Consider the following 25,607-nt stretch of genomic DNA (forward strand, 5'->3'; position numbering starts at 1 on the left):
CTCCGAGCCGTTCCGAGCCGGCGGACACCGAAACACACCTTCCCCCTGGGAGCCGCAATGTCCCCTCCGCAGACAGACGCCAGACCCGGCGCCGCTCCGCGTTCCCGTCCCGTCTCCTTCTTGTCCCTGGCCTTCATCCTGCTCGTCTCGGTGATGACCATGGTCATACCCGCCGGCCGGGCAGACGCCCTGGCCCGCCCCTCGCAGACGATGTACACCCCGCCGTCGGGTGCGCCCTCGCCCGGGTCGCTCTACCCGCGGGCGATGCGGATGCAGCACAACGGCTCCGCCAACGGAACCCTCCTCGCGACGTTCGAGCAGTACACCACCGGTACGCCGGTCCTCCCGATCTACCGCAGTACGGACAACGGCAACTCCTGGTCGAAGATCTCCGAGGTCGCCGACACGCAGAACGGCTGGGGCATGCGCTGGGAGCCCGAGCTGTTCGAACTGCCCACGGCGGTGGGCGACTTCCCGGCCGGCACCATCCTGGCGGCCGGCGCCTCGGTTCCCTCCGACCGCTCGGCCATCAAGATCGACGTCTATGCCAGCACCGACCGCGGGCAGACCTGGACCTTCCTCAGCAACATCGCCACCGGCGGCGCGGCGTTCGACACGAACGGCAACACCCCCGTATGGGAGCCGTTCTTCCTCTACGCCAACGGCAAGCTGATCGTCTACTACTCCGACCAGCGCGACCCCGACCACGGCCAGAAGGTCGTGCACCAGGTCACCACCGACCTCCACACCTGGGGTCCGGTCGTGGACGACGTGGCGATGCCCACCTACAGCCAGCGCCCGGGGATGCCCACCGTCGCGAAGCTGCCCAACGGCAACTACGTCATGACGTATGAGTACGGCGGCTCGCCCTCGGGGAACTTCGCCGTCTACTACAAGATCTCCGCCGACCCGGAGGCCTTCGACTCCGTCACGGGCATTCCCCTGCGGTCGACGGACGGCGTGATCCCCACCAGCACCCCGTACATCACGTGGCTGCCTACCGGCGGTCCGAACGGCACGCTCGTCGTCGGCGCCTACAGCACCAGCGACCTGTTCCTCAACTCCCAGAACGGCGCCGCGAACACCTGGACGCGCATCAGCTCCAACGTCGCCGGCGGCTACAGCCGCGGCATGGCGCCCCTGCCCGACGGCCACAGCCTGCTCGTGCTCAGTGGCGGCAATGGAGGCAGCAACCTCTCCAACCCCGTCACCTACAGCACCATCGACCTGGGCGGCGGCATCTCGGACGGTGCCACCTACACCGTGTCGAACGCGGGCAGCAACCTCATGCTGAGCATCGCGGGCGGCTCCACCACCAACGGCACGAACGCCACCCAGCAGAACGCCGACAACGCCACCGACCAGCAGTGGCGCTTCGTACAGCAAAGCTCCGGCTACTTCAAGATCCTCAACGTCGCCAGCGGCAAGGTCCTCGGCGTGGAGAACCAGTCCACCGCCGACGGAGCCAAGATCCTCCAGTGGGACGACAACGGCACCCTTGACCACGAGTGGGCCGTCGCCCCGAACCCGGCCGGCGGCTACAGCCTCACCAACCGTGTGACCGGCAAGTACCTGGAGATCCCGAACGCCTCCACCGCCACCGGCACCATCGCCGGCCAGTGGAGCGGCACCAGCTGCGCCTGCCAGCGCTGGAACGTCACCCAGACCGTTCTGCCGGCGCTGGGCACCGGGCAGTACGTCCTCGTCAACAAGAACAGCGGGAAGTACCTGGACATCCCGCAGGGCTCGACCGCCGCCAACACGGCAGCCCAGCAGTGGCAGAACTCGGCCTGCTTCTGCCAGATGTTCACCTTCCAGTCGGCCGGCGGCGGAGCCTGGACCATCAAGAACGTCAACAGCAATCTGAACCTGGACATCCGTAACGGCTCCACCACCGCCGGAGCCGCCGTCGTCCAGAACACGCCGTCCACCGCGAACTCACAGAAGTGGACCTTCACCGACGCGGGCAACGGCTATTACGAACTCAAGAACGTGGGCAGTGGCTTCAACGCCGCCGTCGCCCAGTCCTCCACCAGCAACGGGGCAGCAGTTGTGCAGTGGAACGACCTGAACATCGACGACCAGTTCTGGAAGATGGTCCGCATCAACTGAGTGGCTGCCGATGGTGTGGAGGGCGGGCGTGTATCCATGCCCGCTCTCCGCAGTGGCCAGGGAGGAGACGTCCTGCCGACCGAGGCCGGGGCGTCGCGAAGGATCCCTATGCCGGACCAACGGATGCGGCGAGTTGGCTGACCAGCCCGCACGCGGGTTGCTGTCGCTCGACTGGCCCAGTCGACTCCTGCCCTGCCCTGCCCTGTCCTGCCCGTCACCCGAAACTGCCCTCGCACGAGGCGCCGCCTCGGGGAGTGTAAATCTAACGGCCCTGTCTCACATTCGGTGGTGACGGAGCGTGCCGCTATCCGAGGAGGACGCGGTGGCGAAGAAGGGTGAAGCCTGCTCGTCCGTGCATCTGGCGCGCGATCCGCTTGGTCTTGGTGTTGACGCCCTCGGTGGGGCCGTTGCTGTACGGAAGTGTGAGGGCGGCGTTTACGGCGTCGCGGTCTCGTTCCAGACCTCGGGCGAAGGCATGCAGGTGGGGCAGGTCAGTCATGGCGCCGTGTCCGAGTGCGCCGGGTGCGTCGGCGCGCTGTCTCCGGACGGGTGCCCCCAATCGGCGAGGTGCTCGACACGGACGGCGGCGGGGAGCACGTCCGTGGTGCCGGCCCTTCTTGTCGTTCCGGGCGGTGTCAGTGGCCGGTTCGTGCGAGGACGTCGTCGATGGTCTCAGCCTGTCGGAGGGGGCTGAAGTGGACGTGGCCGTCGGGATCGACGCGTACTCCGTGGACGGCGGGATCGGGCAGGCTGTTGTAGTGGAAGGGGGTGGAGGAGTAGTACGCGCCGGTGTCCAGGAGGGCGACGATGTCGCCCGGGGCGAGCAGGGGCAGCGGGCGGGCCTCGGCGAGCAGGTCGCCGGCGAAGCAGCAGGGGCCCGCGATGTCCTGGGGCACGGGTTCGCCTTGCTTGAGGGTCCCGTCGGGGCCGTGGGCGGTGAGGCGCAGGGGCCAGGCAGTCGGCATGAACACGGTCCGGGTGGCGACCTGGGCACCGGCGTGGGTGATCGCGATCGGGCGTCCGCCGGAGATCTTGGTGTATTCCACGCAGGCGGCGGTGAAGCCGTTCTTGGCCAGCAGGGATCGTCCGAACTCGGTGACGATCCGGTATTTGCCGGTGAACAGGGCCGGGGCATGAGTCTGGAGAGTGGCGACGTAGTCGTCGAAGCCGGGGGTCGTCTCGTCGTCGGCGAAGTTGACGGGGAGTCCGCCGCCGATGTCGATGCCGGTCACTTGGCGTCGGCCACAGGTCGAGTTGACCTCGTCGGCGAAGGCCACGGCCTTCGCGATGCCCTGGGCGATCAGTTCGAGCGGGCAGCCCTGTGATCCGACGTGCGCGTGGACCCATGTCAGCCATGGCCGGTCACGGTAGGCGGCAAGGAGCCGCTGCCGATTTCCGTCGTCTTCCAGCGCGATGCCGAACTTCGAGGTCGCGGTGGCCGTGCTCATTTCTGCGATTCCGCCGCCACCGACCTGGGGATTGAGGCGGACGCCGAGCCGGGAGGCGGGGGCGGACTCGGAGGTGGAGGCGGGGGCCGCCGCGAGGATCTCGTCGATGCGGGCGAGTTCCTGGAAATTGTCCGCGTTGACCGCGACGCCCAGTTCAAGGGCCTGGCGAAGGTCGGAGCGGGTCTTCGCGGGGGAGTCGTAGACGATCTGTTCCGGCGCGAAGCCGGCGGCCAGCGCCTGCGCGAGCTCTCCCGGACTGGCCACCTCGCAGCCCATGCCGAGGTTGCGCAACGCCGCCAGTACCGGCACCAGACAGTTTGCCTTCGCCGCGAAGGTGTGCAGGACATTCGCCGAGTCCGGAAACGCCTTGTGCAGCGCCGCGACGCTCGCCGCGACGCCGTCGAGGTCGACGAAGGCGGCCAGGGCGGCCCTTTCGGGTTCGACGAGCCGATCCCGCACGGCCGCACGCAGGATGCGTTCGCGCCGCTCGCCTGCTGGGGAGTTCGTCATGCGGATACGGTCCTTTCCTGGTCGCGATCAGCCGCGTACCGGGCAGAGCACGAGATGAAATCCTCGAAGAGCCGGCGGTGGGCAGGCTGGCTGGTCAGCTCCTCCGGGTGGTACTGGACGCCGGTGATCCACCGGTCGGGGTCGGCCGACTCGACGGCTTCCACGACGCCGTCCTCGGCCCTGCCGACCACTCGTAGGGCCGGTGCGGGCCGGGCGATTGCTTGATGGTGCAGGCTGTTGACCCGGAGCAGTCGTGCTCCGGACAGTCTCGCGAGGCGGGAGCCGTCTTCGAGCCGAAGTTCATGCGCTTCCGCGTCCAGGGGAAGGCCTGGTAGGTGGGAGACGTCGCCCGGCTCCAGGTGCTGGATCAGGCTGCCGCCCAGGGAGACGTTGAGGATCTGGCAACCGCGGCAGATGCCGAGTACGGGCATTCCCAGGCGGACCGCACGGTGAATGGCGGCGATTTCCAGTGCGTCGAGGTCCGTGTCGATGACTGTCTCGGGCCGCGGGTCCTCGCCGAAATGGCGGGGGTGCGGGTCGGGCGCACCGATTCCGCCGGGCAGCAGCAGGCCGTCGACGCGTTCCATCACGTACTGGACGGCGGCGGTGTCGATTCCGGGCACGATGACGATGGGTATGGCGCCCGCACCGGTCAGCACCCGTACGTAGTTCTCCGTCAGTCTCAGGACGGATGGACGGTCGGGCAGGTCCCGGCCGACCGTCACCGCGATCAGGGGCCGGTGGACAGTGTCAGACACGGAGTTGTCGCCTCTCGTAGGGGCGTAGGGGCGTAGGGGCGTAGGGGCGTAGGGGCGTAGGGGCGGCACACGTGATCGATCTACAGGACGCTGTCGAGGAATGCCCTCGTGCGCTCGTGCCGCGGATCGTCGATGACACGGGACGGCGCGCCGGACTCGACGACGATGCCGTCGTCCATGAAGACGACCTGGTCCGCCACCTCGCGGGCGAAGCCGATCTCATGGGTGACGACGATCATCGTCATTCCGCTCCTCGCGAGGTCGCGCATCACACTCAGCACGTCACCGACGAGTTCGGGGTCCAGCGCGGAGGTCGGCTCGTCGAAGAGCATCAGCTTCGGTTCCATGGCAAGCGCGCGTGCGATGGCGACCCTTTGCTGCTGGCCTCCTGACAGATGGGCCGGATAGGCGCCGGCGTGGTCGGTGAGGCCGACCCGCCGCAGCAGTTCCATGCCGCGCGACCGGGCGTCCGCGCGGCTGTGGTGGGCCACTCCGATCGGGGCCTCGGTGATGTTCCCCAGGGCCGTGAGGTGGGGGAACAGGTTGAACCGCTGGAAGACCATGCCGATGCTGCGGCGCTGAGCCGCGATCTGCTTCGGCTTCATCTCCCTGGCACGCCCTTTGCGGGAGGCGTGTTCCTCGTAGCCGATCAACTCGCCGTCGACATAGATACGGCCGCCGTCGACCTTCTCCAGGTGGTTGATGCAGCGCAGGAAGGTCGACTTGCCCGAGCCCGACGGCCCGAGCAGACACATCACCTCCCCGCGCCGGACTTCGAGGTCGATGCCCTTGAGCACGTGGTGGGCGCCGAAGTGTTTGCGTACGTTCCTGGCCTCGACCAACGGGCTCGGGGTCATGAGTCCGCCTCCGTCCTGGCGTTCCGGGGATTGGTGTGAGCGACCTGTGCGACGCGGGTCCGGATCCGCGTGGCCGTGTGCCGGGCCTGCTGCCAAGGCGTGGTGGGCATGCTGCGGCCCGCGCCGCGGCCGTAACGGCGTTCGAGGTAGTACTGAGGTACGGACAGCACCGAGGTGAGGACCAGGTACCAGGCGCTCGCGACGATCAGCAGCTCGACCTGGCTGAGGTTCTGCGCGGAGATCCAGCTCGCTCGCGTGTAGAGCTCCGGCACCGCGATCAGCTGGAGCAGGGCGGTGTTCTTGAGCATCGAGATCGTCTCGTTGCCCATCGGCGGGATGATCACCCGCATTGCCTGGGGCACGATGATGCGCCGCAGGGTGTACGCGGGTGACATGCCCAGCGAGTGGGCTGCTTCGACCTGGCCGTGGTCGACGGAGAGCAGACCCGCGCGGACGATCTCGGAGGCGTAGGCGGCTTCGTTCATCCCGAGCGCCAGCAGGCCGGCGACGAACGGGGTCACGATCGTATTGGTGTTCGCGGAGAAGAAGTGGATCGAAGTGAACGGGATGCCGAGGCTGATTTGTTCGTACAGCAGGCCGAGGTAGCCCCAGAAGACGATCTGGACGAGCAGCGGGGTGCCCCTGAAGAACCACGTGTAGCCCCAGGAGACCACGCGCAGCACCGGGTTCGCGGAGAGCCGCATCACAGCGAGCGCGACGGCGATGGCTGTCGCCAGCAGCATCGAGCAGGCGGTGAGGCCCACCGTGAGCAGGACGCCTTGGAGGATCCGCCCGTCGAAGAGGAAGTCGGCGATGGTGGCGTGGTCGATGTTCTGGTTGCTCCAGAGGGAGAGCACCCACCCCGCGCACAGGGCGACCAGTGCGGCCGCGGCGATCCAGCGGCCCGGGTGGCTCCGGGGCGCGGCGGCCACGTCGTGTGTCCCGGCGGTGGGCTTCACGGTCATGTCCGTGGCGGTCATCCGGCGTTGATCTTCGCAGCGGTGACGCCGTACGACGACAGGCCGTACTTCGTCAGGATCTTGCCGTACGTGCCGTCCTTGATGACCGAGGTCAGCGCCGCCTGGAGGGCCAGGGCGAGGTCGTGGTCCTTGCGGAGAACTCCGATGCCGGTGAAGACCGGCGCGTAGCCGGTGGGGTGCGCGGCGTCGTGGACGACCTCGAACTGTGTGCCGTTGCCTGCCGTCCGGGCGGTGTACTCGGCGACCGCCGCGTCGAGGACGTCGGCGGCACCCTTGCCCGCGCGGACGGCGACCAGGGAGTCACCCTCGGTGGGCAGCTCGACCACGGTGATCGGCTTCTTGCCGGCGGCCTTGCAGCTCGGGGCCTGCGCCCTCATGAGATCGGCTTGCGTGGTGGCCTTGGCGACCGTGACGGACTTGCCACAGAGGTCCAGCACGCTGTGGATCTTCTCGGGGTTGCCCTTCTTGACGACGATGTCCATGCCGGCGTGGAAGTAGTCGACGAAGTACAGGCTCTTCTGCCGTGCCGGGGTGTCGTTCATCCCGTACATGATGATCTGGTGCTTGCCGGACTGGAGCGACGGGATGATGCTGTCGAACGCCTGGTTGGTGAAGGTGAAGGGGACGCCGAGCTTGGCTCCGAGCGCCTGCCCCAGGTCGTAGTCGAATCCGGTGAACTTCTGCTGCGAGTCGAGCATTTCCATCGGCGCGTAGACGCCGCTGGCCACGTTGATCCCGTTCTTGAAGCGTGCGGGCAGCAGCTTCGCGACCGCCGCATCGGCGGCGACCGGCGCGGTGGCCGCCTTGCCCCCGTCCGTCGCGGAGCCGTCGGCCGCGCCCCCGCCGCCACAGGCGGTGAGGAGCACTGCCATGGTCGTCGCGGCAACGGCGGTGACGAGATGAGTTCTGGCCATGTGCGTCTCCATTCGGTCGGTCGGACGTGTGGTCCGGTGCCGGGCGCTGCGGCGATTCTGTATTCCGCCCGTACCAGGGGTCCTAGTCCGAATGGTTTAGGATCCGGCCATGTCGTTGTCCGATCGGCCAAGCAACAGGACCTTTACCCTCCGTCACCTCGTCGACAGCATCGGAGCGCCGATCCTCAACGCGCTGACCGCACTGACCACGCGGGGCGCGCTGGAACAGCCGGTGCGGGGCGCCGTTCTCCACGACCCCGCCGACCCGCTGCCCCCCGGGCATGACCAGGTACTGCTGATGCCGGGGCTGCCGGCCGATCAGCCCGCGGCAGCCGAACTCGTACGGGAAGCGGCCCGCCTCGGGTACAGCGCCATGGTCGTCAAGCTGAGAGGGGCGGACGGCACCGGGCTGGTCACCGAGGCGGAGGGCAGCGGCCTCACCCTGCTGGCGGCGGCGGACGAGGTCTCCTGGCGCCACCTCGACGCGTTGCTGCTCTCCGTCCTCGGCTCGCAAGGCGTCGGCGGCGGGTCGGCGGCAGACAGCGGGGATGGTCTTTTCGCTCTGGTGAACGCAGTCAGCGCCGTCATCGGCGGGTCCGTGGCGATCGAGGACCTGGACCGACGGGTGATGGCCTACTCGTCATCTCCCGATCAGCGCATCGACTCCCTGCGCCGCGAAGGAATCCTCAGCCGCCGAGTCCCGGAGATCGACCACAACCTGGAGCGCTATCGCGTCCTGCTCGGCTCCGAAGGCGTGGTCCGCTTCCCCGCGGCCCTCGGCGCCCTGCCACGAGCAGCCATCACCATCAGGGCCGGCACCCAGCCGCTCGGCACGATCTGGGCGATCGAAAGCCCCGACGGCATCGGCGCCGACGGAGAACGAGCTCTGATCGACTGCGCACGACTGGCCGCACTGCACATCCTCCGCGACCGCAACGCGAGCGAACTCGAACTCCAAAAGCGCGAGAGCGCGCTGCTGGGCGCGTTGGAGGGCCGGTGGCCCACCCACGAGACCAGCTTCCGTCTGTCCATCCCGCCAGGAGCCGAACTCGGCCTTCTCGGCTTCGCGGCCTCCGCCGACGCCAGGGGTCTCCTCGCCCTGACAGCCCACCTGGGGCACGCCCTGACCCGCTACGTCGTGCCCGTCCGCCCCGACGCGAGCATCGCCACGACATCCCGCGCCGTCTACGTCCTGCTGCCCGGCGGCGGCTCCGCGGCCGCGACCCGCCTCGCCCAAGGCGCGCTCACCTCGATCCGCAGCTCGTTCGGCGACTTCGTACGCGCGGCGATCGCCCCTGCCGACACGGATCCGGCACGTCTGCCCGCGATGCGCCGCGAGACGGACGACATTCTCAGGGTGACCACCGCCCACCCGGACGCCCCGCCCGTCGCCACCCTCGACGACGTGCGCGCACGGCTCCTGCTGGCCCGCGTGGGCGACGAACTCGGCCACGAACCACGCCTGAGACACCCCGGCGTCGCCGCGATGGTCGCTCATGACACCGAGAACGGAACGGACTTCGTCGTCTCGGTGCTCGCCTGGCTGGAGGCAGTGGGCAACGTAGCCGAAGCCGCGGCACGCCTGGGCGTGCACACAAACACCCTCCGCTACCGCCTGCGACGCACCGCCGAACTCTTCGGCTTGCCCCTGGAACAGCCCGACGACCGACTCGCGGTGTGGCTCCAACTGCGCCTTCTCCAGCGCTGAGCCGACCATCACCCCACGACGCGCGGCGCACTGGGCGGATGTCGAAAGCCCCGAACGACAGCGCGTGATCGGTCCTGCCCACGGCAGGATCGCAAGCTGGGACACCCTCAGCCTGGTTGACCGGGTCAGGCATCGTGTACGGGCTGCTGCTGACGGGAGGGGGGATGCGGTCGCTGCTGCGGCTCACTTTCCGGCGGGATTCCTGGCCAGCTCCATCAGGCGTTCGCGGGTGTATCCGGCCTTCCAGAGGGTCTTCCCGGCGGCGACGTCGTCGGGCTGCAGGACCGGGCCTAGCTCGGAGGGCACGGGCGGGTGGTTGAGGAACTCCGCGACGAGTTCCACCCTGTTCTGGATGCCGCTGGTGGGGTCGGTGACGTTCAGTCGAGTGTAGGTGTGCTAAGGGTTCTGATGGGCAAGTTCCACGGTGAAGCCTGCGGCTTCGTAGGCGGCGATGACGCGCTCGGTGGCTGCGGGCATCTCGGTGGTGGCCCGGTGATCGGGGCGAAAAGGTCGACGTCGTCACTGACCCGGTTGACGATCTGGTGGGCCTGGACGGCGTAGCCGCCGGCCAGGGCATAGCCGAAGTCGTCGGCGAGCGCGTCGAGTCCGATGCGGATCAGTCGGCGGTGCAGCTCGTCCACTACGCCGCAGCCACCGCGGGTGCGAGCTCGGGGAAGCGGGCCTGCCGGGCCGCACGGGCCGGAGCGGGCAGGAACAGGGCCCCGGGGACATCGGACTGTGCGCGGTCGTCGTGGGTGGGGGGAGGGCGGGGTGGCTGTCCTCACCAGCGATCTGCCGCGCTCATCGCGATTCGACTTCGGGTTCCTCGTCACCGCCCTCGCCTGCCTGGTGGCCGCCGTGATCAGTGGAGTGTGTCGCGAGGGCCGACCAGAACGACATCACCCTGGGCGGTCACAGCTGGCGTGGCTATGTCCTCACCGGAGCGGCGCCGAAACTCGCCTCCGGACGGCGCCTGGTGTCTTGGAGCGCGTCCGTGCTGGGCGACGGCGAGGAGGCACAGCGGATCATCCACTCCCTTCTCGTGCCGTAGCCACTCGGCACTTTCACGGAGAAGCCGGGAACGAGCGCGTTCTACGCGCTGGACATCCCGATCGCGTACGTCCTGTCCGAGGAGGATCGCTCCCTCCCCGGCGAGTGGCATTGGGCCGAGCGCTTCCCCAGCGCCTGAAGAACCCGCTGATGATCAAGACCCCCGGCAGCCACGAGGCCCTCTTCACCCGCCCCGCCGACCTGGCCGACGCGTTCGTCCGGGCCGGCGCGGCATAACTGGGCCATGGCGTCACACGCAGAGAAGGGCACCTGACCCGCACCGGGCGGGGTGCCCTTCTTGCGCTGCCAGAAGCAGCCCGGCCCGCGCCTGGTCATGACCGCGCAGCCGCCGTCGCTTACGTGCAGCTGAGTGTCGCCGTAGCGTTCCAGGACGGCGACGGCGACTCGGGATGGAACGCTACGGCGAGGAGGTCGGTGAGCTCGGCGGATGGATTACGCCGCGAGTTCCTTGGTGATGCGGTCGAGCATAAAGGCCGAGGACTCGTGGGCGCGTTCTTCCCAGGCGAAGACACAGGCGGTGGCGACGCCGTCGAAGCCCAGCTCGCGCAGGGTGGTGAAGAAGGCGTCCCAGTCGACCTCGCCCTGGCCGATGTCCAGGTGTTGGTGGATCCGGGCCGGGGTGCCGGGCGGGTTGAGGATGTACCGCAGGCCGGAGGAGCCCTTGTGGTTGAAGGAGTCCGCGATGTGCACGTGCCGCAGCTTGTCGCCGGCGTAGCGCATCATCGCCGCGATGTCCGCCGTGGGGTCCGCGCCCGAGAGGTGGAAGGAATGGGGCGCGCAGTAGAGGTAGTTCACCCAGGGCTTGTTGATCGCCCGGACGAGGTTCACTGCCGGGGTGTTCTCCTCGCAGAAGTCGTCGGGGTGGGCTTCCAGGTTGAGGGCGATGCCCTCCCGCTCGAAGAGGGGCAGCAGCTCCTCCATGGACCGCCAGAAGGCGGCTTCGCTCTCGGCGGCGCGGTCGGGGCGGCCGTTGAACTCCGAGTTCATCAGGGGGCATTCGAGGTCGGCGGTGATCTCGATCATCCGCTTCCAGTAGCGGACGGCGGTCTGTCGCTCGGTCTCGTCGGGCGCGGACCACTTGTACAGCGGCAGGACGGAGGAGAGCTGGACGCCGTGTGTGCGCAGGGAGTTCTTCAGCTCCGCGATGCGCTCGTCGTCGGCGCGCGGGTGGAGGAAGAACGGCATGAAGTCGTCGCGGGGTGACAACTCGATGTACTGGTAGCCGAGTTCGGCGACCGTGCGCACCATGTCGTCGATGGGCAGGGTACGGAACATGTAGGGGTCGATGGCGATCTTCATGCGGTGCCTCCGTAGAGGGCGGGTCGGGGCTTCATGTCGACGGTGACGACGGTGCCGTCGGACTCCAGGGAACGGACGGCGGCGTCGGTGATGACGGTGGCGGCGTAGCCGTCCCAGGCGGACGGGCCGATGGGCTCGGCGCCGGTGGCGATCGTGTCCACCCACTCGCGGAACTCGGTGTCGAAGGCCTCCACGAACCGGGCCTTCCAGTCCTGCTGTACGGCGGTGCCGTGCTTGCCGGCGGTACGCACACCCACGGCTGCCGGGTCGGGCAGCCGCACGAGGCCCTCCTCTCCGACGGTCTCGCACTGGATGTCGTAGCCGTACTGGCAGTTGACGAAGACTTCCAGGTCGATGCGGACGCCGTTCGCCGTCTCGAAGTACATGATCTGCGGGTCCTTGAGGTGCGCGAACCGCTTGCTGGTGGCGCGTGGGGTGACCACCTGTGCGGAGACGATCTCGTCGTCGAGCAGCCAGCGCAGGACGTCGATCTCGTGCACGGCCGTGTCCTGGGCCGCCATGGCGGAGGTGTAGGACTGCGGGACGGTCGGATTGCGGTGGGCGCAGTGCACGATCAGCGGGGCGCCGAGGCTACCGGAGGCGATGACCTGTTTCATCTGCCGGTACCCCGGGTCGAAGCGGCGCATGAAGCCGACCTGGACGAGGCGGCGGCCGTGGGCGCGTTCGGCGTCGACGATGCGCAGGCAGTCCTCCGCCGTGGTGGCGAGGGGCTTCTCGCAGAAGACCGGCTTGCCGGCCGTGACGGCGCCCAGGACGTGCTCGGCGTGGGTGGGGCCCCAGGAGGTGACGAGGACGGCGTCCACGTCGGGGGAGGCGATGAGGTCGGCGCCGGTGGGCAGTGTCACCGCGCCCACCCGGGCGGCCACTTCGGCGGCCCGTTCGGCGTCGATGTCGGTCACCGCGGTCACGGTGGCCCCGGTGACGACCTCGGTGAGGCGTCGTATGTGGTCCTGGCCGATCATTCCGGCGCCGATGACACCTACACGTATGGTCATGTTCGAGTCCTTAGAAACGGATGGTCAGGAGTAGCGCGCCCGGAGTTCGGCTTCCAGGGTTTCGAGGGTGCGGCCCTTGGTCTCGGGGACGTAGCGCTTGACGAAGGCGAGGGAGAAGAGCCCTGCCACCACGAAGAGGAAGAAGGTGCTGGAGATCCCGATGCCGGAGACCAGCGACGGGAAGGCAAGACCGATCACGAAGTTGGTCAGCCACAGGACTACCGCGGCCACGCCCATGCCGAAGCCGCGCATCCGCATCGGGAAGATCTCCGACAGCATCAGCCAGGTCACCGGCGAGATGGCGCCCTGCTGGAAGGCGAGGAAGGTGACCGTCATGGCGAGCACCGCGAACGCCCGGCCGTCGCCGGAGGGCAGCGCCAGCGAGAAGATGCCGATGAGCAACAGGGCTGCCGTGGTGCCGATCTGACCGGTCATCAGCATCGGGCGGCGGTTGACCCGGCCCAGCAGCCAGATGCCGACGAAGGTGGCGAGGACCGAGATGACGCCGTTGGCGATGTTGGCGGTCAGCGCGCTGTCGGCGGCGAAGCCGGCGTCGGTGAGGATCTGAGTGCCGTAGTACATGATCGTGTTGACACCGGTGATCTGCTGCACGATTGCGATGCCGAAGCCGACGAACATCAGCTTGCGGATCCACGGCGTGGACCGCATGTCCTGCCAGCCGCCGAGACTCTCCTGCGCCTCCTTCACGGCGAGCGCGGACACTTCGGCGAGTTCGGCCTCGGCCCGCTGCTGGGAGCGCACCTGCTTGAGGACTTCCAGGGCCTCGTTGAAGCGGGTCTTGGAGGCCAGCCAGCGCGGGCTCTCCGGCATGACGAGCATGCCGAACCACAGCACCACGGCCGGGATGGTGGCGATGACCAGCATCCAGCGCCAGATGCCGCCGGACTCGCTCCCGACGTTCGCGATGATCGCGTTGGAGGTGAAGGCGAGCAACTGGCCACTGACGATCATGAGTTCGTTACGGGTAACCAGTGCGCCGCGGCGTTCCGCGGGGGAGATCTCTGCGAGGTACACCGGCACGGTCACCGAGGCGCCGCCGACCGCGAGGCCGAGCACGAAGCGGGCAACGATCATGACCGCGGTGGTCGGGGCGAGGGTCGCGCCCAGCGCTCCGACGAAGAACAGCACCGCGAGGGTGAGGATCGTACGACGCCTGCCGCGTGTGTCCGACAGCCGCCCGCCGGCGACCGCACCGAGCGCGGCGCCCAGCAGCAGCGAGCTGGTGACCATGCCCTCGGTGACCGGGGTCAGACCGAGGTCGTCGCTCATGTAGGGCAGGGCACCGTTGATGACGCCGGTGTCGTAGCCGAAGAGGAGTCCGCCGAAGGTGGCGATGACGGTGATGAGCCGCAGCCGCCGGGAGACTGCGGGCGGGGCGTCGTCGGTGATCGTGGAGGCCTGAGTCGCCTCGTCCCGGACGTCCATGGCTGCCTCCTACCTGTCGTTGTTCGGGCGTCGGACTCCGGTGAGGCCGCAGCCGGCCAGGTGCTCACGGGTGCTGACCGCGATGGGCAGGGGCACCTCGGGCGCGCACGGGTACAGGTCCTGCTCGACGATGACGAACAACTCGGCGTCGAGCGTGGCAAGTTCGGTGACCACGTCGGCGGGGTTCGGTACGCCGGCGGGCGGGGAAACGCACACGCCGCGCTTGACGGCCTCGCCGAAGGAGAGGTCCTCGGCGGCGACCTGGGCGAGGATCGCGGGGTCCATCTGCTTGATGTGGACGTAGCCGACGCGCTCGCCGAAGCGGCGGATCAGGTCGAGGTTGTCGCCGCCGCCGTACGCGACATGGCCGGTGTCCAGGCAGAGGTTGGTGTAGCGGGAGTCGGACTCGTTGAGGAGCCGCTCGATCTCGGGCTGGGTCTGGATGTGGCTGTCGGCGTGCGGATGGATGACGAGTCGTACGTCGTACTCGTCCAAGAGCAGCTTGCCGAGCCGGTCGGCGGCGCGCCCGAAGCCCGCCCACTGGTCGGCGGTCAGTTCGGGCGGCTCGGTGAACGCGCCGGTCTTCTCGTCTCGGTACATCGGCGGGATGAGGACCAGGTGGTGCGCGCCCGCGGCCTGGGTGAGCGTGGCGACCTGACGGACGTGGGCGAGCATCTCGTCCCGGACTTCCGGCCGGTGCAGCGCCCCGAACGCGGTGCCGCCAGAGACCTGCAGCCCACGGGACTCCAGCTCGGCCTTCAGTCGCTGCGGATCGGTGGGGAGGTAGCCGTAGGGGCCGAGCTCCAGCCACTTGTAGCCGGCCTGCGTGAGCTCGTCGAGGAAGCGGGTGTACGACACCTGGTGCTCGTCCTCGGGGAACCAGACGCCCCAGGAGTCGGGGGCGGAGCCCAAGCACAGGTTGCCCGCGGTGGTGCGGAGGGCGGATGGCGCCGTTGCCATGGCGTGTCCTTCGGGGAGAGGGGAGGGGTCAGTTGGAGGTGGGGAAGTCGAAGCCTGCGGCGACCTGCTGGGTCTGCTGGGGCCAGCGGGTGGTGACAACCTTGGGGCGGGTGTAGAAGCGGATGCCTTCGGGGCCGTGGATGGGGGAGTCGCCGATGAGGGAGTCCTTCCAGCCGCCGAAGGAGTAGTAGGACATCGGCACGGGCACCGGCACGTTGATGCCGATCATGCCGATGTGGATGTTGCGCTGGAAGCGGCGGGCGGCTTCGCCGGAGGCGGTGAACAGGGCGGTGCCGTTGCCGTAGGGGTTGGCGTTGATGAGGTCGATGGCCTGGTCGAGGGTGTCGGCCCGGACGATCGCGAGGACCGGGCCGAACAGCTCCTCCTGGTAGGCGTCCATCTCGGTGGTGACGTGGTCGAGAAGGGAGGGGCCGGTGAAGAAGCCGTCCTCGTGGCCGTCGACCTTGAGCCCGCGGCCGTCGACGACGACGGTGGCTCCTTGCGTGGCGGCGGTGCCGACGGCGTTCTCGACGCGTTCCTGGGCGGCCTTGGTGACGAGCGGGCCCATCTCGGTGCCGGGGGCGTCGCCGGGGCCGACCTTCACTTTGCGGGCCTTGCGCTCCAGCACCTCGACCAGAGCGTCGGCCGCCTCGCCGACCGCGACGGCGACCGAGAGGGCCATGCAGCGCTCCCCTGCGGAGCCGTAGGCGCCGGCGGTGATGTGGTTGGCGGCGAACTCGATGTGAGCGTCGGGCAGGACGACGGCGTGGTTCTTGGCTCCGCCGAGGGCCTGGACCCGCTTGCCGTGCGAAGTGGCCTGCTCGTGGACGTACTTGGCGATCGGGGTGGAGCCTACGAAGGAGACGGCTTGGATGCCGGGGTGGGTGAGGATCGCGTCGACGGCGGGCTTGCCGCCGTGCACGACGTTGAACACGCCGTCCGGGAGCCCGGCCTTCTTGTACAGCTCGGCGACGAAGTTCGCGGCGGAGGGGTCACGTTCGCTGGGCTTGAGGATGAAGGTGTTGCCGGTGGCGATGGCGATGGGGTGCATCCACAGGGGCACCATGGCGGGGAAGTTGAAGGGGGTGATGCCGGCGACGACGCCGAGGGGCTGGCGGAAGTTGTGGACGTCGATGCCGCGGGAGACCTGGTCGGAGAAGGATCCCTTCAGGACGTCGCCGAGGCCGCAGGCGAACTCGACGACCTCGCGGCCGCGGGTGATTTCTCCGCGGGCGTCGTCGACGGTCTTGCCGTGCTCGGCGGAGATGATCCGGCCGAGCTCCTCCTCGTGCTCCACGAGCAGCTGGCGGAACGCGAACATCACCTGGGTGCGCTGAGAGAGGGAGGACTCCGACCAGGTTTCGAAGGCGGCGGTCGCTGCCTGGACTGCCGAGTCCACGTCGGGTGCGCCGCCGAGGACGACCTGGGCCTGCTCGGCGCCGGTGGCCGGGTTGAAGACGGGCTGGGTGGCGGTGACGGAGCCCTGGGTGGGGGAGCCGTTGATCCAGTGGGGAATGGTGTTCACGGGAGCGGGGTCCTTAGAGGTAGTGGCGCTGGGCCTGCTTGTGGGCGGCGTATGTCTCGTGGGCGGCTTGGGTAGTGTCGAGTGCGGAGACTTCACTGACGGGGACGTCCCACCAGCCGTGGCCGGGCGGGTTGGGTCCGTACAGGTCGGTCTCGACGTGCACGACGGTGGTGCGGGTGGCCGCCTTGGCCTTCTCCATCGCCGCACGGAAGTCGTCTACGGAGGCGGCGTGCAGGACGTCCGCGCCGAGGCTGGAGGCGTTCGCGGCGAGGTCGACGGGGAGGACGTCGCCGTCCAGCTGACCTGAATCGCCGTCCCGGTAGCGGTACTTGGTGCCGAACCGCTGTGAGCCGAGCGACTCGGACAGGGCCCCGATGGAGGCGAAGCCGTGGTTCTGGACGAGGACGATGATGACCTTCAGACCCTCGGAAACCATGGTCACGATCTCCTGGGCCATCATCAGATACGAGCCGTCGCCGACGAGTACGACGACCTCGCGCGACGGATCGGCCATCTTCGCGCCGACGCCGGCGGCGACCTCGTACCCCATGCAGGAGTACGCGTACTCCACGTGGTAGGCCTTCGGATCGCGGGCCCGCCACAGCTGTTGCAGGTCACCGGGCATGGATCCGGCCGCGTTGATGACCACGGCACGGTCGTCGAGGCTCTCGTTGAGCGCGCCGAGGATCTCGGTCTGGGCGGGCAGCGGGCTGTGGCCGACGTTGAAGCAGGCCTTCTCGATCTCCCGTGTCCGGGCGATGAGTTGACGGGTCGTCGCGCGGTACCCCGCTGAGACCTCCCAGTCGGCCATCGCCCCGGCCAGGGCCTGGATGCCGAGTCGGGCGTCGGCGACGAGGGGTTCGGCGGAGTGCTTGACGGCGTCCAGGCGGGCCACGTTGAGGTTGACGAAGGTGACGTCGGGGTTGCCGAAGACGGTGTGGCTGGCGGTGGTGAAGTCGGAGTAGCGGGTGCCGATGCCGAGGACGACGTCGGCTTCCTTTGCGAGCTCGTTCGCCGCGTACGCGCCGGTGGAGCCGAGGCCGCCGACCGCGTAGGGGTGGTCCCAGGGCACGGCGCCCTTGCCGGCGTGGGTGTCGGCAACCGGGATGCCGGTGGCCTCGGCGAACGCCCGCAGGGCGATCTCCGCACCGGAATACACGGCGCCGCCACCGGCGACGATGAGTGGCTTCTTCGCCTGCCGCAGCAGGCGTGCGGCCCGCTCGATCGCGGCCGGTTCCGGGACCGGCCGGCCCACATGCCACACCCGGCGCCGGAAGAACGACACCGGCCAGTCGTACGCCTCGGCCTGCACGTCCTGCGGCAGCGCGAGGGTGACGGCGCCGGTCTCGACCGGGTCGGTCAGTACCCGCATCGCGGCCAGCGCTGCGGGGACGAGCTGTTCGGGACGCGAGATGCGGTCGAAGTACTTGGATACGGCGCGGAAGGCGTCGTTGACGGTGACGTCCCCGCCCCGGGTGTCCTCCAGCTGCTGGAGCACGGGGTCGGCGGCACGGGTGGCGAACATGTCGGACGGCAGCAGGAGCACCGGCAGCCGGTTGGTGGTGGCCAGAGCCGCGCCGGTGATCATGTTGGTGGAGCCGGGGCCGGTGGACGCGGTGCAGGCGAAGGCCGCCAGCCGGTCGCGCATCTTGGCGTAGGCCACCGAGGCATGCACCATTCCCTGCTCGTTACGCGCCAGGTAGTAGGGCAGGTCGGCCTCGCCGGTGGTGGCGGCCTGCAATAGTGCCTGCCCGATCCCGGCCACGTTGCCGTGCCCGAAGATCCCCCACATACCGGGGATCAGCCGCTGCTCCTGGCCGTCACGCTCGCTGTACTGGTTGGCCAGGAACCGCACCAGGGCCTGCGCGGTGGTGAGCCTGATCGTGTCCATCAGTCGTTCTCCTCGGCGCCGAACGGCAGCCGGTCGTCGATGTCCTGCGTGTCCCAGGTCGTGCGCACCCACCCGTGGGCGGGGTCGTCGCAGATCAGCCAGGCGCGGTCCAGGCCGGGGCCGGCCATGACGTTGAGGTAGTAGAGGTCGTAGCCGGGCGCGGCGATCGAGGGGCCGTGCCAGCCATGCGGGATCAGCACGGTGTCGCCGGAACGGACCTCGGCGAGCACGTCGATCGGCCGCTCTTCGGTGCCGTACACCCGCTGGTAGCCGAAGCCGTTCTCACCGCCGGAGACCTCGAAGTAGTAGATCTCCTCCAGCTCCGACTCCACGCCCGGCCGGGCCTCGTCGTGCTTGTGCGGCGGGTACGACGACCAGTTGCCGCCCGGCGTGAGCACTTCGCACACCAGCAGCTGCTCGGCTTCGAACGTGCCGGGCAGGCAGTAGTTGTTCACCTGCCGGGAGCAGGCTCCGGCGCCGCGCAGCTCAACGGGTACGTCCTCCTTGCGCCCGTACCGAGCGGAGAGTGAGCTCCGCTCGGTACGGGCGGAGGGCAGCGCGAACAGACCTCCCTGCGCGCTGCTGATCAGGGCCTCCGACTCACGGGGCAGGTAGGCGAAGTCGGTGGCTGAGGCAAACACGCCGCTGCGGCCCCGGAGTTCGAAGCGCTGTCCGTTGACGGTCACGGTGCAACCACCGGTCAGCGGAAGAACCAAGAACTCCGAGTCCTCCGTGGACAGGGCGTGTGCCTCGCCCGGCTGCAGGGTCAGGATCCTCAGGCCGGAGTTTCCCCAGCCCGCCGACTCGGGGGTGACCAGGAGGTCGTAGGGGCCGTCGGCCGACGTGCCCTTGGGCAGGTGGTACTTGCTCGTGTCGCTCACAGCAGGCTCACCGCCCGGTCCACGGCACCGGCGACGTCGCCGTCCGAGGGGTAGAGCAGGGAGCGGCCGACGACCAGGCCCTGCGCGGTGGGCTGCTTGAGTGCCTTGCCCCATGAGGCGAAAGCCGCATCCGGGTCCTTGACCTCGCCGCCCAGCAGCAGGGCGGGCATGGTGGAGGCGGACAGTACGCGCTCCATGTCGTCGACGACCGGCAGCTTCAGCCAGGTGTAGGCGGTGCGGCGGCCCAGCCCCGAGGCGATGGTGATCGACTTGACGACAGCGTCCGTGGAGAGGTTGTTGCGGATCTTGCCGTCCTGCCAGGAGGAGAGGAACGGCTCGACCATCGCGATCAGCTGGCGGTCATTCAGCTCGTCGATGGCGCGGGCGGTGTTCTCCAGGACGGACGGCGTCGCGGGGTCGTCGAGGGCAATGCGGGTGAGTATCTTGCCGCCGTCGAAGCCCATTGCGGCGATGGTCTCGGCGTCGTAGCCGGTGAACCGGTCGTCGATCTCGAACACCGACCCCGCCAGCCCGGCCCGGTTCATCGAGCCGAAGACGCTCTTGCCGTCCAGGACCCCGAGCAGCAGCAGGTCGTCGAGGATGTCGGCGGTGCCCAGCACGCCCGTCACTCCGGGGCGTTCCAAGGCGACGCACAAACGCTGCAGCAACTGGAAGCGGTCGGCCATCGCACGCGGGTCGCCGCCGACGCCGTTGGCGCCGCGTGCGGGATGATCGGCGGCGATGATCATCGCTTTGCCGTGCTCGCCGAGCGGCGAGGTTGCTCGGACACGGCGTGCGGCTGCTGCCGCGATGGCGCCGGGGTCGCCCACCCGGGCGGCCACGATCCGGCTCACATTGTCGGACAGCACGTTGTCACGCCTTTCGTTCGGTGGAAGTGAGGGAGGCCCTGCGGAGCTTGGAGTCGACCTCGGCCTCGGTGGGCATCGCGTCGGAGCAGGCCAGCCGTCCCGCGACGATCGCGCCGGCGGCGTTGGCGAAGGCGACCATGCGGCCGGTGTCCCAGCCGGCCAGGAGTCCGTGGCACAGCGCCCCGCCGAAGGCGTCACCGGCACCGAGGCCGTTGACCACGTCCACGGGCACCGGTGGGATCTCGGCAACCTGGCCGTCGCCGTCCATCGCCAGCACGCCCTTCGGGCCTTGCTTGACCACCGCCAGTTCCACCCCGGCCGCCAGCAGTGCCTTCGCCGCCGCGTACGGGTCGCGTTCACCGGTGGCAACCTCGCACTCGTCGAGGTTGCCGACCGCGACCGTGGTGTGCCGCAAGGCCTCGGCGTAGTACGCCCGTGCCTGGGACGGGTCGGTCCAGAACATCGGCCGCCAGTCCAGGTCGAATACCGTCGCCCCGGCCTTCGCCCGGTGCGCCAGCGCGGCGAGGGTGGCCGAGCGGCTCGGTTCCTCGCACAGGCCGGTACCGGTCATCCAGAAGATCCGGGCCTCGCGTACCGCGTCCAGGTCCAGCTCGCCCGGCTGGATGTCCAGGTCGGGGGCTTTGGGCAGGCGGTAGAAGTACAGCGGGAAGTCGTCCGGCGGGAAGATCTCGCAGAAGGTCACCGGCGTCGGCGCGATGTCCGACGTGCCGACGAAGCGGCTGTCCACGCCGTAGCCGTCCAGGGCCGTGCGGACGAAGTCCCCGAACGGGTCCCGGCCCGTCTTGGTGATGACGGCGGCGGAGTGTCCGTACCGGGCCGCTGCCACCGCCACATTCGTCGGGCTGCCGCCCAGGTACTTGCCGAACGATGTGACCTCCGCCAGCCCTACGCCGCTCTGGAGCGGGTACACATCCACCCCCACGCGGCCCATGGTCAGCATTTCGAACGGCATCACGCTGGTTTCCCTTTCGTGCCAGGGACGGGGACGTCCACAAGATTCGCTATCGCGCTCTACTAGCGCGCTCTAGTCTGTGTACGATGACTCCTGTCCAAATGTCATGTCAATACCTTGTTGCTGGGAGATTTCGAGAGTGCCCGTAGGGTGGGCCGTGTCGGAGGGTGGGTTCACAGGTGGATGCGTCGGGAAAGCAGCGGCCCACGATGGCGGACGTCGCTGCGAAAGCGGGGGTGTCCCGGGCGCTCGTCTCGATCATCTTCCGCGGCAAGCCAGGGGCGAGCGAAGAGACCCGGGAACGGGTGCTGCGGGTCGCCGACGAGATCGGCTACCACCCCGACAGCGCGGCCCGGTTGCTGGCCCGTGGCCGCAGCCGCACGCTCGGCGTGATGTTCACCGTGCACCAGACGTTCCACGCGGACCTCATCCAGGGGATCTACCCCGAGGCCGAGCGTCTCGGCTACGACGTCCTGCTCTCCGCAGCCACCCATGGCCGCAGCGAGGCGAAGGCGGCCGAGGCGCTGCTCAGCCACCGCTGCGAGGCGCTGATCCTGCTCGGCCCCGAGGCCGAGGCCGCGTATCTCAACGAACTCGGACACCGGGCGGTGACCGTCTCGGTCAGCCGCCGGGTGCCCCGCGCCCGCGTGGACTTCGTGCACAGTGCCGAGGGCAAGGGTGTGCAGCAGGCCATGGAGCATCTCGTCGACCTGGGGCACCGCCGGATCATGCACATCGACGGCGGCCGGGGACCGGGATCGTCCGAGCGGCGGCGTGCCTACCGGACCGCGATGCGCCGGCACGGGCTGGAGTCCGAGGTGCGGGTGATCCCGGGGGAGCATACGGAGGAGTCGGGCATCGAGGTGGGCCGCCTGCTCCTGGCGGAGCGGGATCAGGGGCAACGCCTGCCGACGGCGGTCCTCGCGGGCAACGACCGGTGTGCGTGGGGTCTGCTGATGGCCTTGACGCGGGCAGGCGTTGATGTCCCGCGCGATATGTCTGTCGTCGGATACGACGACAGCCACCTCTCCCATCTGATGCCCGTCGGCCTGACCACCGTCCGCCAGGACGCGGCTCTCATGGCGGAGCATGCCGTGCGGTTCGCCGTGGAGCGGCTAGAAAATCCGGAGCTGGAAGCTCGGGAGGCGGTACTGGACCCGAAGCTGGTGGTGCGCGGCACGAGCGACACGGCACCGGAGACGTCTCCCTGAGCGTGTGCCCCCAGCAGTTGGGGCTTTTGGCCTTGCCGTGCTGGGGTGGCACCGACCGCACGCCTGTAGGGACATACCGCTACAGGGCCGTGAGGTCTTTCTCCTCCGGGAGTTCTTCGACGTCTACGCCGCTGACCTGCGCCAACTCGTGCTTGAGAGCTGCGAGTTCGGCGCCGCCCGCCATGTGGTTGGTGAGTTCCTCCAGGGATATGTCGCTGCGCTCGGCGGACAGTTCCATCGTGCCGAGACGCAGGACGCTGAAGTGGTCGCCGACCATGTAGGCGTGGTGCGGGTTGTGGGTGATGAAGATGACGCCAAGGCCGCGGTCGCGGGCGGCGGCGACGTACTTCAGGACCACGCCGGACTGCTTGACGCCGAGGGCGGCGGTGGGCTCGTCGAGGATGAGGACGCGGGCGCCGAAGTGGACGGCGCGGGCGATGGCGACACACTGGCGCTGGCCGCCCGACAGTGTGCCGATCGGCTGCTCCATGTCGTCCAGGACGATGCCCATGTTGCGGAGCTCTTCGTCGGCGGTCTTCTTCATCTGCTCGATGTCGAGACGGCGGATGGGCCAAGGGCCCTTGGTGATCTCGGAGCCGAGGAAGAAGTTGCGCCACACCGGCATCAGGGGGACCCCGGCGAGGTCCTGGTAGACGGTGGCGATGCCCTTGTCGAGGGCCTCGCGCGGGGTGGAGAAGCGGACCGGTTCGCCGTCGACGAGGAACTCGCCCTCGGTGTGCTGGTGCAGCCCGGAGATGATTTTGATCAGGGTGGACTTGCCGGCGCCGTTGTCGCCCAGGACGCAGGTGACCTGGCTGGGCCGGACGGCGAGGTCGACGCCGTGCAGGGCGCGGATGTTGCCGTACGCCTTGCCGGCGTTGCGGAGCTGGACGATGGGACGGCCATCGCCCTCGGGCGCGGTGTCCTGGAGGACGGCTCCGTGGGTTCCGGTCTGATTGCTTGTCATGGGGGTCACCTCCGGGTCACCGAGCGGCTGATCCACAGATTGATCAGGACGGCGCCGAGCAGCATCACGCCGAGGAAGGCCTTGAACCAGTCCGGGTTCCAGCCGGCGTACACGATGCCCTGCTGCACCATGCCGAACATGAAAGCGCCGAAGACCGGACCGATCGCACTGCCGGCGCCGCCGGTCAGCAGACAGCCGCCGATCACCGCCGCCGAGATGAAGATCAGCTCCTGGCCCACGCCCTCACCGGACTGCACCGTGTTGAACGAGAACAGCTGGTGCATGCCGACGAACCAGGCACCGAAGCCGACCAGCATGAACAGCGAGATCTTCGTGAACGTCACCGGGACACCCACGGCCCGTGCAGAGTCCTTGTTGCCGCCGACCGCGAAGACCCAGTTGCCGTACTTGGTGCGCAGCAGCACCCAGGTGGCCAGCGCCGCGAAGACGAGCCAGTACACGACGGTGATCTTCACCTGGACGCCGCCGACCTCGAACGACGAGGCGAAAATGGCCTTCGCCTGGCTGAAGCCGTCCATGTCACTGATGTCGTCGGTCGCGACATTGCCGGTGACCAGCTTGGTCACCGCCAGGTTCACGCCTTGGAGGATCAGGAAGCTGCCCAGGGTGATCAGGAAGCTGGGAAGCCCGGTCCTGACCACCAGCCAGCCGTTGAGGAGGCCCACGCCCAGCGACACCAGAAGGGCGACGATCACACCCACCCAGATGTTCATGCTGAGCTGGTAGGCGAGCATGCTCGCGGTCAGCGCCGAGGTGATCACCGCGACGCCGGCCGACAGGTCGAACTCGCCGCCGATCATCAACAGGGCCACGGGCAGCGCCATGATCCCGATGGTCGACGACTGGTACAGCACGTTGGCCATCGAACTGCCGTCCCGCACCGGCGGCGCGGAGACCAGGAAGAACACGTACACGGCAACCGCGCCGAGGAACACGCCCACTTCGGGCCGGGCCAACATCCGCAACGCCAGGGGGCGTTGAGCGGTCCGGCCGTCGGTCTCCTTCGGGCCGGGGGCCGGCGGTGTGGTCACCGCCGGCTCGGCATGCTGGGTCATGCTCATCACCGGGTGCCCTTCGCGGCGAACTCGGCGACGGTGTCGGCGTTGTCCTTGGTGATGAAGGCCGGTCCGGTGAGCACCGGTGCGGTACCGCCGCCGCTGAAGTTGCCGTTGTTCTTGTAGAGCCACAGCGAGTCGACCGCCAAGTAGCCCTGCAGATACGGCTGCTGGTCGACCGCGAACTCGATAGTGCCGTCCTGGACGGCCTTGACCAGCTCCTTGTTGAGGTCGAAGGTGGCGATCTTGGCCTTGCTGCCCGCGTCGGACAGCGACTGGACCGCGGTCAGCGCGATCGGCGCGCCCAGGGTGACGACCTGGTCGATGGAGCTGTCCTGCTTGAGCTTGGCGGTGATCGTCGACTTCACGGACGGCATGTCGGTGCCGTTGACGTAGAGCGTGTCGGTCTTGCCGCTGAAGCCCTTCTTCAGGCCGGCGCAGCGGGCCTCGAGGGCGACCTGGCCCTGCTCCTGGATGACGCACAGGGCGTGCTTGGCGCCGAGCTGGTTGAGGCGTTCACCGAAGGCCTGGCCGGCGATGTTCTCGTCCTGGCCGAAGTACTCGAGCATGCCGAGTTCCTGCCAGTCGCCGACGCCGGAGTTGAAGCCGACGACCGGGATGCCGGCCGCCTTGGCCTTGGCGATCACGTCCTTCATGGCGTCGGGCTTGGCGGCGGTCAGCGCGATGCCGTCGACCTTCTGGTCGATGGCGTTCTGGACGAGGTTGGCCTGGGTTCCGGCGCTGGGGTCGCTGGAGTAGACGAGCTTGATGTTGTCCTTGGCGGCTGCTGCCGTGGCGCCCTTGCGGATGAGGTCCCAGAAGGTGTCGCCGGGGGAGGCGTGGGTGATCATGGCCACCGTCATGCGGGGCGTGGTGGCCTTGCCCGCCGAGGCGTCCGCACTTCCTTCCTCGGCCTTCTTGCCGCCGGAGCTGCTGGAACAGCCGGCGGCGAGCAGGGTCCCGGTGAGGACGGCGGCGGTCAGAATTGCGGCTCGGTGGTTTCTGTGCATGTCCCTTGCACCTCGCTGTGCTTGTCGGGGTGGAGTCTGTGGTCGACGCAAGCGCGTCCGACGTCGGAGGTCGATGCGGATCACCGAGTGGCGACGCGCTGGCGCGGGTGGTGTGTATGTGCGCC

The 25,607-nt window shown here is 68.7% G+C and carries 24 protein-coding genes and 1 pseudogene; 5 read left to right on the plus strand and 20 right to left on the minus strand.

The features are described from left to right. The first annotated feature begins 57 nt into the window (after nt 1-57). Entirely contained in the window at nt 58-2,112 is a 2,055-nt protein-coding gene (locus QF037_RS47410) for an RICIN domain-containing protein (RefSeq protein WP_307036385.1), read from the plus strand. Nucleotides 2,113-2,416: 304 nt separating this feature from the next. On the opposite strand, the pseudogene QF037_RS47415 reads toward QF037_RS47410, so the two are convergent. From QF037_RS47415 to QF037_RS47440, 6 genes and pseudogenes are all read right to left on the minus strand, one after another. Beyond that, nucleotides 2,417-2,608: pseudogene (locus tag QF037_RS47415) on the minus strand (transposase); the annotation flags it as partial. Between the two features lie 139 nt (nt 2,609-2,747). Continuing rightward, entirely contained in the window at nt 2,748-4,070 is a 1,323-nt protein-coding gene (locus tag QF037_RS47420; RefSeq protein ID WP_307036388.1) for a diaminopimelate decarboxylase, read from the minus strand. After that, nucleotides 4,067-4,828, minus strand: a complete 762-nt coding sequence (locus QF037_RS47425; protein WP_307036389.1) for a gamma-glutamyl-gamma-aminobutyrate hydrolase family protein — start codon at nt 4,826-4,828, stop codon at nt 4,067-4,069. The genes QF037_RS47420 and QF037_RS47425 overlap by 4 nt, the downstream gene beginning before the upstream one ends. 80 nt (nt 4,829-4,908) lie before the next feature. After that, the gene (locus tag QF037_RS47430) at nt 4,909-5,685 is read right to left on the minus strand and encodes an amino acid ABC transporter ATP-binding protein (RefSeq protein ID WP_307036392.1); all 777 of its coding nucleotides are present in this window, start codon (nt 5,683-5,685) and stop codon (nt 4,909-4,911) included. Continuing rightward, a complete protein-coding gene (locus QF037_RS47435) occupies nt 5,682-6,665 on the minus strand; it encodes an amino acid ABC transporter permease (RefSeq protein WP_307036393.1) in 984 nt (327 codons plus the stop codon). Before QF037_RS47435 ends, QF037_RS47430 begins: the two co-directional genes overlap by 4 nt. Beyond that, on the minus strand, nt 6,662-7,579 hold the full coding sequence (locus tag QF037_RS47440) for an ABC transporter substrate-binding protein (protein ID WP_307036395.1): 918 nt from the start codon (nt 7,577-7,579) through the stop codon (nt 6,662-6,664). Before QF037_RS47440 ends, QF037_RS47435 begins: the two co-directional genes overlap by 4 nt. 109 nt (nt 7,580-7,688) lie before the next feature. Here QF037_RS47440 and QF037_RS47445 point away from each other — a divergent pair, with 109 nt between their 5' ends. After that, nucleotides 7,689-9,287 carry a PucR family transcriptional regulator gene (locus QF037_RS47445; protein WP_307036397.1) on the plus strand — a complete coding sequence of 533 codons (1,599 nt, stop codon included), beginning with the start codon at nt 7,689-7,691 and terminating at the stop codon, nt 9,285-9,287. Nucleotides 9,288-9,470: 183 nt separating this feature from the next. Here the strand turns inward: QF037_RS47445 and QF037_RS47450 are convergent, their stop codons facing one another. Then, nucleotides 9,471-9,629 carry a hypothetical protein gene (locus tag QF037_RS47450; RefSeq protein WP_307036399.1) on the minus strand — a complete coding sequence of 53 codons (159 nt, stop codon included), beginning with the start codon at nt 9,627-9,629 and terminating at the stop codon, nt 9,471-9,473. A gap of 35 nt (nt 9,630-9,664) precedes the next feature. Next, nucleotides 9,665-9,928, minus strand: coding sequence for a hypothetical protein (locus tag QF037_RS47455; protein ID WP_307036401.1), 264 nt, complete (start codon nt 9,926-9,928; stop codon nt 9,665-9,667). 224 nt (nt 9,929-10,152) lie between these two features. On the opposite strand from QF037_RS47455, the gene QF037_RS47460 reads away from it, so the two are divergent. Together QF037_RS47460 and QF037_RS47465 are read left to right on the plus strand one after the other, a co-directional pair. Next, nucleotides 10,153-10,338 (plus strand): hypothetical protein, encoded by a 186-nt coding sequence (locus QF037_RS47460; RefSeq protein WP_307036403.1) that lies wholly within the window; start codon nt 10,153-10,155, stop codon nt 10,336-10,338. Nucleotides 10,339-10,442: 104 nt separating this feature from the next. Beyond that, nucleotides 10,443-10,574 (plus strand): hypothetical protein, encoded by a 132-nt coding sequence (locus tag QF037_RS47465; protein WP_307036405.1) that lies wholly within the window; start codon nt 10,443-10,445, stop codon nt 10,572-10,574. Between the two features lie 216 nt (nt 10,575-10,790). Here the strand turns inward: QF037_RS47465 and QF037_RS47470 are convergent, their stop codons facing one another. Genes QF037_RS47470 through iolC form a run of 9 tightly spaced genes read right to left on the minus strand, consistent with a single transcriptional unit; the run spans nt 10,791 to nt 21,218 of the window. Next, a complete protein-coding gene (locus QF037_RS47470) occupies nt 10,791-11,657 on the minus strand; it encodes a sugar phosphate isomerase/epimerase family protein (RefSeq protein WP_307036407.1) in 867 nt (288 codons plus the stop codon). Further along, nucleotides 11,654-12,673, minus strand: a complete 1,020-nt coding sequence (locus QF037_RS47475; RefSeq protein WP_307036409.1) for a Gfo/Idh/MocA family protein — start codon at nt 12,671-12,673, stop codon at nt 11,654-11,656. The genes QF037_RS47470 and QF037_RS47475 overlap by 4 nt, the downstream gene beginning before the upstream one ends. Nucleotides 12,674-12,697: 24 nt before the next feature. After that, the gene (locus tag QF037_RS47480; RefSeq protein WP_307036410.1) at nt 12,698-14,119 is read right to left on the minus strand and encodes a sugar porter family MFS transporter; all 1,422 of its coding nucleotides are present in this window, start codon (nt 14,117-14,119) and stop codon (nt 12,698-12,700) included. Nucleotides 14,120-14,128: 9 nt separating this feature from the next. Next, a complete protein-coding gene (locus QF037_RS47485; protein ID WP_307036412.1) occupies nt 14,129-15,079 on the minus strand; it encodes a TIM barrel protein in 951 nt (316 codons plus the stop codon). Nucleotides 15,080-15,107: 28 nt separating this feature from the next. After that, nucleotides 15,108-16,604 (minus strand): CoA-acylating methylmalonate-semialdehyde dehydrogenase, encoded by a 1,497-nt coding sequence (locus QF037_RS47490; protein WP_307036414.1) that lies wholly within the window; start codon nt 16,602-16,604, stop codon nt 15,108-15,110. Between the two features lie 13 nt (nt 16,605-16,617). Continuing rightward, nucleotides 16,618-18,495, minus strand: coding sequence for a 3D-(3,5/4)-trihydroxycyclohexane-1,2-dione acylhydrolase (decyclizing) (gene iolD / locus QF037_RS47495; protein WP_307036416.1), 1,878 nt, complete (start codon nt 18,493-18,495; stop codon nt 16,618-16,620). Continuing rightward, a complete protein-coding gene (gene iolB, locus QF037_RS47500; RefSeq protein ID WP_307036418.1) occupies nt 18,495-19,376 on the minus strand; it encodes a 5-deoxy-glucuronate isomerase in 882 nt (293 codons plus the stop codon). Before iolB ends, iolD begins: the two co-directional genes overlap by 1 nt. Beyond that, a complete protein-coding gene (locus QF037_RS47505) occupies nt 19,373-20,245 on the minus strand; it encodes a Cgl0159 family (beta/alpha)8-fold protein (RefSeq protein WP_307036420.1) in 873 nt (290 codons plus the stop codon). Before QF037_RS47505 ends, iolB begins: the two co-directional genes overlap by 4 nt. A 4-nt stretch (nt 20,246-20,249) precedes the next feature. Continuing rightward, nucleotides 20,250-21,218: a 5-dehydro-2-deoxygluconokinase gene (gene iolC / locus QF037_RS47510; RefSeq protein ID WP_307037767.1), complete on the minus strand. Its 969-nt coding sequence runs from the start codon at nt 21,216-21,218 to the stop codon at nt 20,250-20,252. 209 nt (nt 21,219-21,427) lie between these two features. On the opposite strand from iolC, the gene QF037_RS47515 reads away from it, so the two are divergent. Then, nucleotides 21,428-22,429, plus strand: a complete 1,002-nt coding sequence (locus QF037_RS47515; RefSeq protein WP_307036422.1) for a LacI family DNA-binding transcriptional regulator — start codon at nt 21,428-21,430, stop codon at nt 22,427-22,429. Between the two features lie 79 nt (nt 22,430-22,508). On the opposite strand, the gene QF037_RS47520 is transcribed toward QF037_RS47515, so the two are convergent. Genes QF037_RS47520 through QF037_RS47530 form a run of 3 tightly spaced genes read right to left on the minus strand, consistent with a single transcriptional unit; the run spans nt 22,509 to nt 25,482 of the window. Next, nucleotides 22,509-23,396, minus strand: a complete 888-nt coding sequence (locus QF037_RS47520) for an ATP-binding cassette domain-containing protein (protein ID WP_307036423.1) — start codon at nt 23,394-23,396, stop codon at nt 22,509-22,511. A gap of 5 nt (nt 23,397-23,401) precedes the next feature. Continuing rightward, the gene (locus QF037_RS47525) at nt 23,402-24,478 is read right to left on the minus strand and encodes an ABC transporter permease (protein WP_307036425.1); all 1,077 of its coding nucleotides are present in this window, start codon (nt 24,476-24,478) and stop codon (nt 23,402-23,404) included. Beyond that, complete coding sequence (locus QF037_RS47530) at nt 24,478-25,482, minus strand: sugar ABC transporter substrate-binding protein (protein ID WP_307036428.1); 1,005 nt, start codon at nt 25,480-25,482, stop codon at nt 24,478-24,480. Before QF037_RS47530 ends, QF037_RS47525 begins: the two co-directional genes overlap by 1 nt. Nucleotides 25,483-25,607: the final 125 nt, after the last annotated feature.

The organism is Streptomyces canus (assembly GCF_030815415.1).
GTDB classification, from domain to species: Bacteria; Actinomycetota; Actinomycetes; order Streptomycetales; family Streptomycetaceae; genus Streptomyces; species Streptomyces canus_F.

Excerpts from the sequence above, each read along its gene's own strand:
- QF037_RS47470 (WP_307036407.1), bottom strand. The coding sequence starts at position 11,657 with ATGAAGATCGCCATCGACCCCTACATGTTCCGTACCCTGCCCATCGAC.
- QF037_RS47485 (WP_307036412.1), bottom strand. The coding sequence starts at position 15,079 with ATGGCAACGGCGCCATCCGCCCTCCGCACCACCGCGGGCAACCTGTGC.
- iolD (WP_307036416.1), bottom strand. The coding sequence starts at position 18,495 with ATGGACACGATCAGGCTCACCACCGCGCAGGCCCTGGTGCGGTTCCTG.
- QF037_RS47430 (WP_307036392.1), bottom strand. The coding sequence starts at position 5,685 with ATGACCCCGAGCCCGTTGGTCGAGGCCAGGAACGTACGCAAACACTTC.
- QF037_RS47480 (WP_307036410.1), bottom strand. The coding sequence starts at position 14,119 with ATGGACGTCCGGGACGAGGCGACTCAGGCCTCCACGATCACCGACGAC.
- QF037_RS47435 (WP_307036393.1), bottom strand. The coding sequence starts at position 6,665 with ATGACCGCCACGGACATGACCGTGAAGCCCACCGCCGGGACACACGAC.
- iolC (WP_307037767.1), bottom strand. The coding sequence starts at position 21,218 with ATGCCGTTCGAAATGCTGACCATGGGCCGCGTGGGGGTGGATGTGTAC.
- QF037_RS47515 (WP_307036422.1), top strand. The coding sequence starts at position 21,428 with ATGGCGGACGTCGCTGCGAAAGCGGGGGTGTCCCGGGCGCTCGTCTCG.
- QF037_RS47445 (WP_307036397.1), top strand. The coding sequence starts at position 7,689 with ATGTCGTTGTCCGATCGGCCAAGCAACAGGACCTTTACCCTCCGTCAC.
- QF037_RS47525 (WP_307036425.1), bottom strand. The coding sequence starts at position 24,478 with ATGAGCATGACCCAGCATGCCGAGCCGGCGGTGACCACACCGCCGGCC.
- QF037_RS47530 (WP_307036428.1), bottom strand. The coding sequence starts at position 25,482 with ATGCACAGAAACCACCGAGCCGCAATTCTGACCGCCGCCGTCCTCACC.
- QF037_RS47410 (WP_307036385.1), top strand. The coding sequence starts at position 58 with ATGTCCCCTCCGCAGACAGACGCCAGACCCGGCGCCGCTCCGCGTTCC.
- QF037_RS47420 (WP_307036388.1), bottom strand. The coding sequence starts at position 4,070 with ATGACGAACTCCCCAGCAGGCGAGCGGCGCGAACGCATCCTGCGTGCG.
- QF037_RS47440 (WP_307036395.1), bottom strand. The coding sequence starts at position 7,579 with ATGGCCAGAACTCATCTCGTCACCGCCGTTGCCGCGACGACCATGGCA.
- QF037_RS47475 (WP_307036409.1), bottom strand. The coding sequence starts at position 12,673 with ATGACCATACGTGTAGGTGTCATCGGCGCCGGAATGATCGGCCAGGAC.
- QF037_RS47520 (WP_307036423.1), bottom strand. The coding sequence starts at position 23,396 with ATGACAAGCAATCAGACCGGAACCCACGGAGCCGTCCTCCAGGACACC.